The 14,219-nt window shown below is 40.7% G+C and carries 15 protein-coding genes and 1 pseudogene; 9 read left to right on the forward strand and 7 right to left on the reverse strand.

All coding sequences use genetic code 11. The features are described 5' to 3' along the window. Positions 1–73: 73 nt before the first annotated feature. A complete protein-coding gene (locus tag PI95_RS23690; protein ID WP_201280577.1) occupies positions 74–1,096 on the forward strand; it encodes a spore photoproduct lyase family protein in 1,023 nt (340 codons plus the stop codon). A 128-nt stretch (positions 1,097–1,224) separates the two neighbouring features. On the opposite strand, the gene PI95_RS23695 is transcribed toward PI95_RS23690, so the two are convergent. Next, positions 1,225–2,679 (reverse strand): protein adenylyltransferase SelO, encoded by a 1,455-nt coding sequence (locus PI95_RS23695; protein WP_039739953.1) that lies wholly within the window; start codon positions 2,677–2,679, stop codon positions 1,225–1,227. Between the two features lie 136 nt (positions 2,680–2,815). Between PI95_RS23695 and PI95_RS23700 the strand changes: the two genes are divergently transcribed. Beyond that, positions 2,816–3,469, forward strand: coding sequence for an SMI1/KNR4 family protein (locus tag PI95_RS23700; RefSeq protein WP_039739951.1), 654 nt, complete (start codon positions 2,816–2,818; stop codon positions 3,467–3,469). A gap of 141 nt (positions 3,470–3,610) precedes the next feature. Here the strand turns inward: PI95_RS23700 and rimJ are convergent, their stop codons facing one another. Continuing rightward, positions 3,611–4,177, reverse strand: a complete 567-nt coding sequence (gene rimJ / locus PI95_RS23705; protein WP_039739949.1) for a ribosomal protein S5-alanine N-acetyltransferase — start codon at positions 4,175–4,177, stop codon at positions 3,611–3,613. 124 nt (positions 4,178–4,301) lie between these two features. Further along, positions 4,302–5,111 (reverse strand): annotated as a pseudogene (locus tag PI95_RS23710) (type ISP restriction/modification enzyme); the annotation flags it as partial. A gap of 208 nt (positions 5,112–5,319) precedes the next feature. On the opposite strand from PI95_RS23710, the gene PI95_RS23715 reads away from it, so the two are divergent. Further along, complete coding sequence (locus tag PI95_RS23715) at positions 5,320–5,547, forward strand: type II toxin-antitoxin system MqsA family antitoxin (RefSeq protein WP_039739948.1); 228 nt, start codon at positions 5,320–5,322, stop codon at positions 5,545–5,547. 55 nt (positions 5,548–5,602) lie between these two features. On the opposite strand, the gene PI95_RS23720 is transcribed toward PI95_RS23715, so the two are convergent. Further along, positions 5,603–7,861, reverse strand: coding sequence for a RelA/SpoT family protein (locus tag PI95_RS23720; RefSeq protein ID WP_039740643.1), 2,259 nt, complete (start codon positions 7,859–7,861; stop codon positions 5,603–5,605). 289 nt (positions 7,862–8,150) lie between these two features. Here PI95_RS23720 and patD point away from each other — a divergent pair, with 289 nt between their 5' ends. The 3 genes from patD (at position 8,151) to PI95_RS23735 (ending at position 10,940) form a co-directional block, all read left to right on the forward strand. Next, positions 8,151–8,507, forward strand: coding sequence for a heterocyst frequency control protein PatD (gene patD / locus PI95_RS23725; protein WP_039739945.1), 357 nt, complete (start codon positions 8,151–8,153; stop codon positions 8,505–8,507). A gap of 291 nt (positions 8,508–8,798) precedes the next feature. Next, positions 8,799–8,948 carry a DUF6887 family protein gene (locus PI95_RS36175; RefSeq protein ID WP_236117164.1) on the forward strand — a complete coding sequence of 50 codons (150 nt, stop codon included), beginning with the start codon at positions 8,799–8,801 and terminating at the stop codon, positions 8,946–8,948. A gap of 237 nt (positions 8,949–9,185) precedes the next feature. After that, complete coding sequence (locus tag PI95_RS23735) at positions 9,186–10,940, forward strand: dipeptide ABC transporter ATP-binding protein (protein ID WP_039739942.1); 1,755 nt, start codon at positions 9,186–9,188, stop codon at positions 10,938–10,940. On the opposite strand, the gene PI95_RS23740 is transcribed toward PI95_RS23735, so the two are convergent. Together PI95_RS23740 and PI95_RS23745 are read right to left on the reverse strand one after the other, a co-directional pair. Further along, positions 10,941–11,111, reverse strand: coding sequence for a hypothetical protein (locus PI95_RS23740; RefSeq protein WP_163519128.1), 171 nt, complete (start codon positions 11,109–11,111; stop codon positions 10,941–10,943). Positions 11,112–11,114: 3 nt separating this feature from the next. Continuing rightward, positions 11,115–12,029 carry a hypothetical protein gene (locus PI95_RS23745; RefSeq protein ID WP_039739939.1) on the reverse strand — a complete coding sequence of 305 codons (915 nt, stop codon included), beginning with the start codon at positions 12,027–12,029 and terminating at the stop codon, positions 11,115–11,117. A gap of 285 nt (positions 12,030–12,314) precedes the next feature. Here PI95_RS23745 and PI95_RS23750 point away from each other — a divergent pair, with 285 nt between their 5' ends. The 3 genes from PI95_RS23750 (at position 12,315) to PI95_RS23760 (ending at position 13,850) form a co-directional block, all read left to right on the forward strand. Beyond that, positions 12,315–12,674, forward strand: a complete 360-nt coding sequence (locus PI95_RS23750; protein WP_039739937.1) for a hypothetical protein — start codon at positions 12,315–12,317, stop codon at positions 12,672–12,674. Between the two features lie 193 nt (positions 12,675–12,867). After that, positions 12,868–13,359: a GNAT family N-acetyltransferase gene (locus PI95_RS23755; RefSeq protein ID WP_039739935.1), complete on the forward strand. Its 492-nt coding sequence runs from the start codon at positions 12,868–12,870 to the stop codon at positions 13,357–13,359. Between the two features lie 269 nt (positions 13,360–13,628). Beyond that, a complete protein-coding gene (locus PI95_RS23760; RefSeq protein WP_039739933.1) occupies positions 13,629–13,850 on the forward strand; it encodes a hypothetical protein in 222 nt (73 codons plus the stop codon). A gap of 157 nt (positions 13,851–14,007) precedes the next feature. Here PI95_RS23760 and PI95_RS23765 read toward each other — a convergent pair. Then, a partial coding sequence (locus PI95_RS23765) for a Uma2 family endonuclease (protein WP_163519134.1) occupies positions 14,008–14,219 on the reverse strand: 212 nt, incomplete at its 5' end.

Genomic DNA, 14,219 nt, shown 5'->3' on the forward strand with positions numbered 1-14,219 from the left:
CGCCAAGCAATACGGAGATGATAGTATGCAGGCAATTGCAGATAATCAAGTTGCGCGTCAGCCTCGTTTGTGGATGCCCGATCGCGTAGTATTTACACCCGCAGCTTTAGAAGAATCTTATGGGCAGCAAATATTACAGCGCTTCAAGTCTCTTAATTTACCAGTAGAAGAGTTGCCGCGAAATCGCCTGACAGGTTTGCGGGGTGAGAGCGATCGCGACACTTATGATATTGCCAAGCGTACTCTCGCAGTCGTCACCGCACCCCCCAGTTCTTTCAAACTTAGTCCCATCCCTCCTTCCGCCGACTGGCAATTTCACATCGCCGAAGGTTGTCCGGCACATTGTCAATACTGCTATCTCGCAGGTAGTTTGCAAGGTCCGCCAGTTATCCGCGTTTTTGCCAACTTGCCGCAAATATTACAAAATCTCGCAGCATACGAGCAACCAAATAAAGCCACGAGTTTTGAAGTCAGCTGCTATACTGACCCCTTAGGAATTGAGCATTTGACAGGCAGCCTCGCTGAATGCATTCGCTACTTTGGCACACGTGAGAACGGATATCTGCGTACTGTTTCCAAGTTTGACGGAGTAGATAATTTACTCGACTTGCCGCACAACGGTCATACGCGCATGAGGATGAGTGTCAATGCTGCGCCTGTTTCCGGTCGGTTTGAGGGCGGCACCGCACCAGTAGCTTCCCGGCTTAATGCCTTGCGGCGCTTGGCGTTACCTCAGTCAAAAGGTGCTTTGGGCTATCCGGTGGGGTTGGTAATTGCCCCAATTATGCCTATAGACGATTGGGAAGCACATTATACTCGTTTATTTGATTCTATCAGTGAAGCATTAGATTTTGATTGTGACTTGACTTTTGAGTTAATTTCCCACCGCTTCACACCTGGGTCAAAAGAAGTATTACAGACTTGGTATCCTCAATCAAAGCTGGATATGGACGAAGCGACACGCAGCGTTAAGCGCAACAAGTTTGGCGGCACGAAGTATGTTTACGATGGTGATACAATGAAGATGCTGCGCCGCTTTTTTGAAAGCGAGATTCAACGGCGTTTTCCTCAAGGTCGCATTCTCTACTGGACTTAGTACAAAAACCCATCATACCTCGTTCCTTACCTCTGGCAAGGAACGAGAAAAAATATTTTTCACGATTGTAGAGACGTTCGGTGTGGAACGTCTCTACAAGGGTTTTTTGGTCAAATGAGGGCGATTTTTTATTGACCCGACCGAATTTTCTCAAGTAACTCATAAAAAGGTTGCCAATTATTTTCCTGAGCGATCGCTTCCCAAATAGATTCAATCACAGGTCTTAATAACGGCGTTTGCGGATTATAACGAGTTAGACACTTACCAATTTTTTCTACCTCTTCTGGAGTTAAATTAGTCAAAATTCGATGATATATACCAGACCAATTGACAAATAACTCTGTTGCTCCTAAAGATTGCCCAATCTCGGAATCTCTCAAAATATCGCTGGCATTATCTCCCCACTTAGTAGAAAAGCTGCTAGCCATTTCCGCAAAAAAGTGGTGATAACTAACTGGATACATCTTTAAGAATTCAATAGTTGCCTTTAAAAGTTCTTCACCATCTGATATAGACAACTGCTCAAAACCCAATTTTTTCAACATTAAAGAGCGATATTCATTATGATAATGCTCATCAAAAGTTGATAGCCCAGATTCCATGTCATCTTGAGCAAAAACACTCTTTAACGGTTCTTGCAGCATTTCTAAATTCAACTTGCAAACTAACGGTTGATGGCTGTAGCAGTAGCGCCCATAATAATCGAAATACGCAGCGACAAAGTACGGATCGTAACTCGGAATAAATGCATAAGGTCCATAGTCAAAACTCTCACCCGTAATCGACATATTGTCAGTATTTAAGACAGCATGACAAAAGCCCGCTGCCATCCATTGCGCTGCTAGTTCGGCTACGCGCTTAACTAATTCTGCATAAAATAAAGCGTATTTATCTTGTTCTGTAGCGATTTTTGAGTAATACTGTTCAATTACGTGGTCTAAAAGCCTTTTGCTTAAATCTGGACGTTTAAGATAGTGCAGTCGTTCAAAAGTGCCAAAGCGAATATGAGATTTGCTCATCCTGACCATTACTGATGAGCGAGTCGGGGAAGGTTCATCACCGCGCCACAAAGGTAAACCTGTTTCAACCAAGCTCAAACAGCGCGAGGTTCGCACACCCATATAATGCAGCGCTTCCGCTGCGAGAACTTCGCGCACACCACCTTTGAGTGTGAGCATTCCATCTCCACCACGGGAGTAGGGCGTTCTCCCAGAACCTTTTGTCCCAAAGTCGTACAATTCGCCATCAGTGCCGCGTACTTGCCCGTAGAGAAAGCCTCTGCCGTCACCCAAGCCGGGATTGTATTCACCGAATTGATAGCCGTGGTAACGCAGCGCTAACAATGGTTTGCGCCCTTCAAATTTGCCAAAGGCGACGATAAAATCTTCGTCTGTTACGAGTTGGGGATTTAGCCCCAAACGCGGCAGAAGTGCGTCGTTGCGCCAGCGCAGGATGTGTTGGGGAAATTCTGCTGCTGCAACTTCGTCGTAGTAGTCATCCCCTAGAGATTCTAAGGCTGGTTCGTAGTTGAGAGCAACAAACGGATTGTTAGAAGCGTCGTTTTGAGTTTCAGCCAAAGTCATTACGAGCCAAACTTGGTATATTCTTTCTTTAATACTACCTCTGGTGGGAAATGACAGCACTTTTGTTAGCTTTAATTGAACAAGGCTCGCTAAAATTTGTCTATGGCAGCGCCACCTTTAAAATCTGGAGCGCAGAATGGATAAACTTTGGCAAATAAGAAACAAGTTGACTCAATTAGCAATTTTAGATACAACATTTCAAATTTTTGGCTCAGAATCACACCAATATCAATTCAACCCTTGCTTGGAGGAAGCTGAAATTGAAGCTTTTGAAGTTAAATACAATATTCGGCTTCCCTGTGAATATCGAAACTTTTTGCTAGAAGTTGGTAATGGCGGTACTGGACCTGGATATGGTTTATACAGACTACCAGATTTGGAAAATGAAAGTGAAATAACAGCAATACCGAGTAAAGAAAATGAAGGTTTATTGTGCAAACCATTTCCCTTAAAAGAGGCGTGGAATGATTTAAGTTTGATGAAAGACAAAGCTGATTCTGAAAGCATCCCTTACTTTGATAGCAAATTTGTTCAGGGAACTATCACCATTGCACATTATGGTTGTGGTATTTACGCTATATTAGTTATTACTGGAGAACAAAAAGGAAAAATTTGGATAGATGACCGGACTAATGATGGTGGAATTTATCCTGCTACTTTGAATTTTTGTCATTATTTCCATGCAGACGATCCAGATGACTTTCAATCTTCTGAAGAAGAACACGAACCTTTGAGTTTTTATGATTGGTATGAGGACTGGCTCAACCAAAGTCTACTGCAAGTTCTTTAATTAAAGCCTAATTTAGGCGAATGGGTGCATCTTATACGATTTTGGATTTTAGATTTGGGATTTTGGATTGTCAGAGGTAGGATTTATTTTTTAAATTGGTATTAGATTTGGGATAAATTCCTAATTTTATCTTTTTGCTTTCTAAGGTTGCCAGTTAGGATTTGTCAGACTCGTGAGAATGTGGTCTTGCCATTGTCCATTGATTAATAAATAGTCTCTCGCATATCCTTCAACAACAAATCCTAGCCTTTTTAGCAAATTGCCGCTACGCTGATTGTGAGGCATATAGTTTGCCATTATTCGGTGTAAATTTAATTCTTGAAAGACGTATTCAATTGCCGCATTTAGTGCTTCTGTCATATAACCTTTACTTTGTTCAGTTTCGGCAATACTGTATCCTACAGAGCAAAATTGAGCAGCTCCCCGGATAATGTTACGAAAGTTGATATTGCCGATAATTGTTGTTGGTTCTGACTGAACAAAAATAAATAATTTTAATGCTAGGTCATTGATAAATTCTTGTAAATCTATCTCTACTTGTATCTGCCAATATTCTTGTGTGAAAAATTTTTCGTTCCACTGAGGATAGAATGGTGTAAGATAAGTTTTGTTTTCTGTGAAGTAGTTTATAATTTGCGGTATATCGTATGTGGTCGCTAGTCGTAATAATAGGCGATCGCTTGTTATCAATGGCAGTTCATATATCATAAAAATACGATTATATTTGGAGAAAAATCGCCCACACCCTAGAAGGGTGCTTTAATTGGCAGATTTATTGTATAAAATAACATCATTTGCATCAATATTTATGTAAATTCACGAAATTACGTTTTTATTCACCCTTCATCTGTTGAATAATCTGCATCGTCTCCACACTGACAGTACAGACTCGTTGTAGTAAATCTATCACCTGTTCTTTGTAATCTGCAAAGCGATAAGTATTGAATTTTTCGGCAATAGTTGGATCTTTTGGCTTCTTTTCTTTATATTGATCCAAAATCCACATCAAAGCGCAACGATTGCCGAGGTGATATTCCCAAGCGAGTTTGGGGACATCTTTTAGAGTTGTGACATCATCTAAAATGATGCTTTGGTTAATTTTATCAGCTTTTAGTTTCGTTTTGGGTGTGGTTTTTCTATCTTTACCCAAAGGTAAATCAATTCGTTTTAAAGGATAGGGTGCGACAGTTTCATAATTGATGTGCAATTCCATCAACTGTTTACCCCAGCTAACCCATTGCTGAAAGTCATCGTAGAAGGGTAAGCGGGGAAATTCGCGTTTCAGATTGAGTTCGTATTTTTCTCGGTAAACCGGGTTGTGTAAGACTGCGTAGGTGTAGTGAAAAATATCTAATTTGGTAATTGTGGTGTCGTTGTAATGATTTTGGAATTGTTTCAATCCCCAGTCGGTGATGTTGTCGATACGGTTTCCGTCTTTATCGTAGCGGTAAAGGGGAAGACATTGAGTTTTTTCTAGAAAATCAAGACAAGTAATCTGATTCGTCATTAAGCACTGAAACGGTTTTGATGCACCAATACCAGATAAACAAATATAACTGTTTTGCTCACCATTTTTAGAAATATTAAACCATTGATAAGTCATACCGTTAAAATGCTTATCAAAATAAAGCTGTGTTTTAAAAAAAGGTCTATTTGATTAGTCAGCAACCTCAGGGAATATAAGTAAGATAAATAAGAAGTTTTTAGGATGTCGGTAAAAACGCTAAGACGCTAAGACGCTTGGGTATCGCATCACTACAGCTGCAACGCGATCGCCTTGCCCTTAATTGTGAAATACTATATAAAGAATCAAGCTACAAATATGTACTCTAATAATCAAGAATTGCTATATGATGTGCGATATTTGTGGTAACGAAGGTGTGCGTATTCGCAGGATTTCTAGAAGCTATGGTAAGGGTGAAGATTTGCTGGTGATAGAGAATATCCCAGTAGTTACCTGTCCTCATTGCGGTGAGAGTTACTTAAGTGCGACAACACTTCACGAAATCGATCGCATTAAACGAAATCGTCAAAGTTTGGCTGTTGAACGTCCTGTGGAAGTGGCTAGCTTTGGGTAATAAAACATTATCACAAAGAAGGACGCGATAAATCGCGTCACTACGGGTTATGTGATTATTCGTCAATTTGACCGACACGACGAATGTTGAGAATGTCACTCATTTTCTTGATTTGGATAAATACTTGTTCGAGTTGAAAGCGATCGCATACATCAATCCCCAAGTCCATTAACGCTGGTTGTCCGAAAGCGGTTTTTACTTGAGCGTGACGGACGTTGATTCCTTGGTCGCTCAAGCGTGATAAAATGTCTTTCAATACTCCCACTCGATCCAGCGCTTCAATTTGAATACTCACTGGGTAGGTTTGCGGACGATTCCGATTTTCCCTGGCTGAATTCCAACTAACTGGTACTAAGCGATCGCACTCCACTGGCTCTAAATTATGACATCCTTGGCGATGGATGGAAATTCCCCTACCTCGTGTCACTACACCAATAATCGACTCTCCGGGAATTGGCGTACAACACCCTGATAAATGATACACTAATCCTTCTACCCCAACAATTGGCGAATCGCTAGCGCGTCCGGTAGCAGGTACATCGCGTAAGGCTTTGGGTGAAGGTATCGATGTAATTTCTATGACGTTTGTCGCAGGTTGTTGCGCTTTGACTATTTCTCGCCAACGATTTAATACTAAGTTTAAGGTGATTTCACCGTAACCTAAAGCCGCTAATAAATCGTCCACACTATGATAATTACACTTTTCGGCTACAGCTGACATCGCGTCTGACTTCAGCAAACTTTCAAAACCTGTTCTACCGAGTTCTTTTTCTAACAAATCTCGCCCACGGGCAAGATTTTCTTCACGGCGCGATCGCTTGTACCATTGTTTTATCCGATTCTTCGCCGCAGAAGTTCTCACAAAGTTCAACCAATCTAAACTGGGATGGCTGTTCTTTTGCGTCAAAATCTCGACAATATCGCCATTTTGCAAGCGCGTTGACAGTGGTACCATTCTGGCATTCACCCGCGCCCCCGCACAATGATTTCCGACTTCTGTGTGAATCCGATAAGCAAAGTCTATTGTTGTCGAACCCGGACTTAAGGAAACTAAATCCCCCTTAGGGGTGAAGACATAAACATCATCTTCAAATAAATTATCTTTGATGCTTTCTAGATATTCTTGAGCGTCTTTCAGGTCACTTTGCCATTCCAACAACTGCCGCAACCAAGTGAACTTCTCATCTTGTCCTGTTGCCTGAATGTTGTTAGAACCACCTGTTTCTTTGTACTTCCAATGAGCAGCAATTCCATACTCGGCTATCCGGTGCATTTCCTGCGTTCGGATTTGCACTTCCAAAGGACGACCTGTAAAACCCATCACACCAGTATGCAACGATTGGTAACGATTTGGTTTGGGCAGTCCAATATAGTCTTTAAATCTACCAGGAATTGGGCGAAAGGCATCGTGAACTACAGCCAAAGCGCGATAGCATTCTTCATTGGTTTTAACGATAATTCGCAATGCAGCCAAATCGTAAATTTCGTGAAATTCTTTTTGCTGGCGATGCATTTTTTGGTAAATACTATAAAGATGCTTCGGGCGTCCGCTGACATCGATGACTTCAATACCGGCTTGCTGCAAGCGATCGCGCAAAGTTTTCGTAATTTTCTCCAGTCTTTCTTCTCGCGCTGCTCGTTTTTCGGCGACATGTGTTTGAATTTGGCGAAAAGATTCTGGTTCGAGATACTTAAATGCCAAATCCTCCAATTCCCACTTTATTTGCCAGATTCCCAACCGATTAGCTAAGGGAGCAAAAATATCTCGCGTTTCTTGAGCGTTGCTGCGACGACTTTCTTCGGACATAAACTGCAAAGTTCGCATATTATGCAGCCGATCTGCCAATTTCACCACAATTACTCGGATATCTTTTGCCATTGCCAAAAACATTCGTCGGAAATTTTCGGCTTGGCTTTCGGTTTTGCTTTTAAAGTTAAATTTAGAAAGCTTGGTAACACCTTCTACCAATTGTCTAACTTCTGCTCCAAAATGCTCTTCTATTTGCTCAATTGTTATATCTGTATCCTCGACGACATCATGGAGAAATCCAGCTGCTATCATGGCAGAACTTCCCCCCAAGTCGCGTAACAATCCAGCTACAGCTACGGGATGACAAATATATGGTTCTCCCGATTTGCGGTATTGACCTTGATGCAACTCGTAAGCAAATCTAAATGCTCGACAAATCAAAGTTGTATCATAAGGCTTTTTGTCATCTTCTTGGGCGTTGGGTGCGGATGACTCTTGTAAACATTTTTTTAGCCAATCCGGAAGGGTGATTTCAACTGGGGAATTTATAAGTATACCGCTCATAAAATCGAAATTAAGGTAATCTGTGGTTAAGTGGATGTACGAAGACAATGCCATTGCCGCCTAATTGTTGCCTTAATTTGGCGGTAAAAGCAGTGTTAGAAGGATTTGCAAAGCAAGAAGAATTGCTATCTTATCCGGTTTGAGTGTCAACAATCATAGTTGGGAAAATGGAATTATGGCAAATGCAGCCCCCTAGCATCATTTGAGGCGAGTAATTATAATAAAAGTTTAAAAAATCTGTTTGAGAAGAAAAAAATCTTGACATTAATAGTATCTCAAGAAGCACTTAATGTCTCTAAATCGCCAGAACTATCACACATTCGCAATGTTGCTCCAGCAATTACGTGACTATACCACGACTGCTGAACTAAATGCGCCCGGACTGCGGCAGCGTGTGGCATCTTTGCAGCAAATGTTTCAGCAGCAGATTGTGCCTTTGGCTGATGAAGATGCTCAGACACCTTACAATTCAAGGGAACAGTCTTATCAAACCGAGATGAGCAAGCAACTGCGCTTATTGGAATTGGATGTAATGTTTTTCCAAGGAGCGAGGCAACCAGCTACTGCTCAAGCTAGACTCCAGACAATTAGCGATCGCTTGACTACTCTCATGCAATACTGCGAAGCAATACTGCAACAAGAATAAGCATAAAAAGGTAAAATTGGCAAGAAGTTTTTTTTTCTCGCTTTTACCTTCTCTGTTTATATTGTAAAGAAACATTACCTAAAAAAGTAACATATTTCATCTGCTAAGGTGTGGAAAATTTAACATTTGTCAGCACTTAGCTTGGGGTTTGGGAAGTTTTTTAGAGAATACTAGGACGAATGGTAAAATAGCCCCGGTGTACAGTCAGTGTTTCGGATGCCTACTGAAGCACGGGTTAGAAAGCTTATATCGTGTTTGCTATCAGATTGCACCGAATAAAGAGGTATTCTGATGAGTCAGATTAATTATGCTGATATGTCTGATGAAGAATTGAGGCAATACTTTCTCCAACATCGGCAAGACAAAATTGCACTTCAGGCATATCTAGATAGACTTAGTACACGTCCTTTGCAATGCGATCGCGACTTTAGACGATCCTGACTTTGATGTTAAAGTTCAAGCCGCAATTCGCGTTTCAAATGCAAGGAAGAAACAGCCAAGGCGAATCAGCTGTCTAATATAGCATTGTACATTCTTCGGTGTTGCATAAAGTTCGTAGTAAGGGCTTTAGCCCTTAAAATTGAGCGATAAATCGCTCACTACGAGAATACATCTGATACACTATCTGAAATTTGAAATTATAAAAGCGATTGTAGCGATCGCGCCAAATGATAAAATATGAATGAAGCTTTATTCCAAATCGAAAATCTGCGCGTTGCCTATCCTCACCGTGGTGATGAAGAACTTAGATGGGCGGTTGATGATGTCTCTTTTACTCTGCAACCCGGTGAAAGAATGGGATTGGTAGGAGAGTCAGGTTGTGGAAAATCAACTTTGGGACGTGCAGCGATGCGCTTATTACCCTCATCTACCCGTATTGAAGGACGGGTGATGTTTCAAGGGCAATCGGTATTTGATTTAAATCCGAATCAGTTGCGAAAATTTCGCGGAGAAGCGGTAGCGCTGATTTTTCAAGATCCGATGACACGGCTAGATCCGTTGATGACAATCGGTAAGCATTGTTTAGAAACTTTGAAGGCGCATTCACCTAGTTTATCAACTAAACAAGCGAAAGAAACAGCGATCGCCACTTTAGAAAAGGTGAAAATTCCTGCCAGTCGTTGGAATCAGTTTCCTCACGAGTTTAGCGGGGGAATGCGTCAAAGAGTAGCGATCGCTTTAGCTTTACTTCTCAACCCGAAGTTAATTGTTGCCGATGAACCGACAACGAGTTTGGATGTCACGGTTTCCGCACAAATTTTACAAGAATTAACACGATTGTGCGGTGAAGAGAATATGGGATTGTTGCTAATTTCTCACGATTTGGCAATGGTAGCAGAATATTGCGATCGCATTGGGGTGATGTATAACGGCAAAATGGTAGAAAAGGGTGCTACCGAATCTGTATTTAGAGAACCAACTCACGAATATACGCGATCGCTTTTGCAAGCAGCTTTGCACATTCAATCTGTGGATGAGTTAGGGAGTGGGGAGTTGGGAGTGGGGAGTGGGGAGTTGGGAGTGGGGAGTGGGGAAAATTCCCAATTACCCCTCCGGGGTTCGCCAGTCGCTCATGGGGGTAACGAACATGACCGCGCTGGCTCACCAATTACCCATTCTCAATCACCAATTTTGCGGGTAACGGAATTACAGCAACACTATAATATAGAACCTAGCTTTATTGAACGCCTATTTAAAGCGCAAACTCAGACAATTAAAGCAGTCGATGGTATTAACTTAGAATTATATCAAGGAGAAATTCTCGGATTAGTTGGTGAGTCAGGTTGCGGTAAAAGTACGCTATCGCGGACAATTTTGCAATTAATTCGTCCCACTGGTGGTAAAATCGAGTTTTTCGGAAAAGATTTAACTAACTTATCGAGTCAAGAAATTCGCTCTTCCAGAAGACAAATGCAAATGGTGTTTCAAGACCCTCATGCTTGTCTGAATCCGGCGATGACTGTAGGACAAAGTATCGCTGACCCTTTGTTAATTCATCATATCACCGATGCGGAACAAGCAAAAAAACAAGTGCTGTTAATGTTAGAGAAAGTCGGTTTAAAGCCGGCATCCGTATATTATCAGCGTTATCCATCTGATTTATCTGGGGGACAACAACAAAGGGTAGCGATCGCACGCGCTTTAATTACTCGTCCCAAACTGCTGATTTGCGACGAACCGGTGAGTATGCTAGATGCTAGCGTGCAATCGCAAGTGCTGGATTTGATGTTGCAACTAAAGGATGAGTTTGATTTAACTTATTTGTTTATCACCCATGATTTGTGGTTAGCGAGATTTTTGTGCGATCGGATTGCCGTGATGAATGGTGGTAAAATCGTCGAACTAGGTGCAACAAAACAGATTTTTGCCAATCCTCAACACCCCTACACCAAAACCTTACTAGCTGCTGCTCCCTTATTAGCACGAGCTTAATTAAATGTAGGGAATTGGGAATTGGTAATAGGGAATTGGTAATAGGTAATGGGTAATGGGGAATGGGTAATGGGAGATTTTTTCTATGCCCCATGCCCAATGCCCAATTCCCAATTCCCAATTCCCAATGCCCATTGCCCAATGCCCCATGCCCAATGCCCCATGCCCCATTCCCTACTCCCCTCTCTCAATCAACTTTGTGGTTTCTCCCCTCGAACCATATAGCTCAACGAATCTTTTAAACAGCCACATAGTTTCGTGACTTGCAGATTTATTTGAATGAAATAAACGCTCTACATTTTTATCAGCTAGACTACGTAAATAGGGCAAATCTTCAAACAGTGTCAAACACGCAGCAAAATGCAATATTACTTGCAATATTGGTTTATTCCATTCTAAATCGCTGTAAATATCTATAAAGAATTGATGCTCCGTATCCGTTAAAGGAAAGACGTTAAAGATAACAATTATTCTCTTGTTATTGTAAACCGGAATACTCAGTTCTACAGTATAAGGATTGTGCAGTATTAAATCTACCTCAACAATCGGTTGTCTCCAAATCTTCAAAGCATTTACTGGAGAATCTAAAACTGTTTGAAATTTGATTATTCCTCCAATATCTGTAGCTTCTACATGACTCACATTAATAACTTTCAAGTTATTCAAGCTAAACTTATGAACAGTTTCTAAATGCTTTAAGCTCAAGAGATGATAGATTTGGCAAAGATAAGGAAAAGGTAAAATGTACTCTTGGCTAATCATATGTCGCTTCTTCAAGTCAAAGTTGCTAACTTGACTCGGACATAGATATGTTTCAGTTCCATCACCGTTTAAGTTTGTCTCCGGTCGCAAATACAGCCAACTAAAAAACAAGAATGAGGCTGTCAATAGCTGGAGAATTTCTATCGGAGATAAATACCCGTCAGCTAATGCAGCAAGGCTTCTATCGCTGATTCCAAAAACCCAAGACGGAATACCGAAAAACCAGATACTATTTTTTATTTTCCCAACTAAAATAGCCAATTCTACTTCTACGGGCAGATTATTTTTCGGCTCGTTATTATCAGTCTGAATAAGATTACTAGGCATAATAATTTACTTCAGTCAAGTGATGTAAATAAAATTAAATCTTGCTTGTAATGACATATATGGCAAAAATATCCTTTCACTAACCTCTACCTATAGTTGTAGTTAGTTACCTCATGAATAACAAGATAAAAATAAGATAGATTATTTATAACAGATGTTTCTAAAGGAGGAATTATTCTTAGTTAATTATAAGTATAATTATAGCTGAAGACGGAAGATTGAAGTGTTAACTAATTAGCGTATTCGCCGCTACAAAATCAATAAATAATATTAGGTAGTTGCATCATGCATAAAATTTCACAACAGACTGCACAAGCCGCAGAGAAACACGCTCTTGCTTCACAAAAGCATGGAAAATCAATTGAAGAAGTGGGTAAGGCTTTACAAGAGGGTGAGCATCCGGATATCGAACTTGGCAAACGCATCGAAGCGCAAGGAAAAAGTATCCAAAAGCAAGCGCAGGAAAACCATTTGAAGGCAGAGAAAATTTCCGAAGAGGGCTACTCAACAGAAGCATATTTAGAGTATTCACAGGGGCATATAGACGCAATAGAGACTCATATTGAGGCAGTTAAGGCTTATCAAGAGGCATTGGCGGCTCGTTTACACAAAAGTAATAATTCTCAAAAGCCAGGAGAAAATTGAGTCATCGCAGGCAAACATTTAATTCTCGCTTTGGATTAATATTTAAGCAAAGCACAAATTGCTTTTTAAATGGTGAGCCTGCATCGTTTTAGCGAATAAAAGTGCTGTTGTGTGATTAAATTCTGACACAGCTGTAGAATTGCTACTTCTAAGGTTGTATTATTCTTAAATATTTTCTTAAAAGACGGCTGCAATGACTATCCGCCATGCCACTGAAACTGACTTGCCAACAATTGTAGCGATTTACAATGCGGCAATTCCTAGCCGCATGGCAACTGCTGATTTAGAGCCGGTGTCTGTAGCGAGTCGGTTGGCTTGGTTTAGTGGGCGATCGCATAACATCCGCCCAATTTGGGTAATAGAAGTAGAAGGTGTAATTGCCGGCTGGCTCAGTTTCCAATCGTTTTATGGACGACCAGCTTACCATACCACTGCGGAAATTAGTATTTATATTGCCCCTGCATATCATCAGCGTGGTTTGGGACGGCAACTTCTAGCACAAGCAATTCATCAAAGTCCTAGTTTGGGTTTAAACACTTTATTAGGTTTGATTTTTGCCCACAATCAACCTAGTTTAAAACTGTTTGAAAAATTCAGCTTTCAACCTTGGGGTTACTTACCTCAAGTCGCACAACTGGACGGTATTGAACGCGATTTAGTAATCATGGGACTGCGAATTAAATAGATATTGTTTAATAAAAATTATCTTTACCAAACAATGTTACCAAAAAGGATAAAGGATGAAGTATGAAGTATGAAGCGTAAATTGGGAATTATTTCATCGTTCAGACTTCACAATAAATGCCCTTTTTTTCATACTTCATACTTCTCCAAAGGAGACGCTGCGCGAACACACTTCATACTTTTTTCATCCTTTATACTTCATACTTCATCCTTTAGATGCACGCTTTGTGTATATTGAATTTAGAACAAGACAATTAAACGATAAATTCTATGTCTACATATAACGAAGTACGCCGTCTAGCCCAAAGCCTCACCCCTGATGAACAAATGCGGCTGATTGAGGATTTATCAAGGTCAATTCGTCAAAGAGTTACACTGACACCTAAGCCAAAGCGTAGCATTCTTGAATTGGAAGGGTTGGGTAAAGAAATCTGGAATGGCATTGATGCTCAAGAATATGTCAATCAGGAACGCGACTCATGGAATGGATAGTTCAGTTACAAGGGACAATTGTAGGCTTGGATACCGCTTTCAACATTGTGATCGCTTTGAAATTTTGCCCGGAGTAAAAGTTGATGAGAAGGCGATCGCACAACTTTTTGAATCCATTAAGCAAACATAACACTATCATCTTTGAGTAAAAATATTATTACCAAATCGGTTCCAGATTCAATACAAACCCAGGCAGCACATCTTCCCCTGATAAACTAACAGGAGATTCCAACACCTCAACATCTTGTCCAATGCGATAAATCTCTACTTGTCGAGATTTGCGATTAATTAACCAACCCAAACGCGCACCATTATCTCGATATTCTCGCATCTTTTCTTGAGTTTCTCTCAAACTATCAGTCGGTGAAA

Origin of the sequence: Hassallia byssoidea VB512170, assembly GCF_000817785.2 — a bacterium.
Taxonomy (GTDB): Bacteria; Cyanobacteriota; Cyanobacteriia; order Cyanobacteriales; family Nostocaceae; genus Hassallia; species Hassallia carrinoi.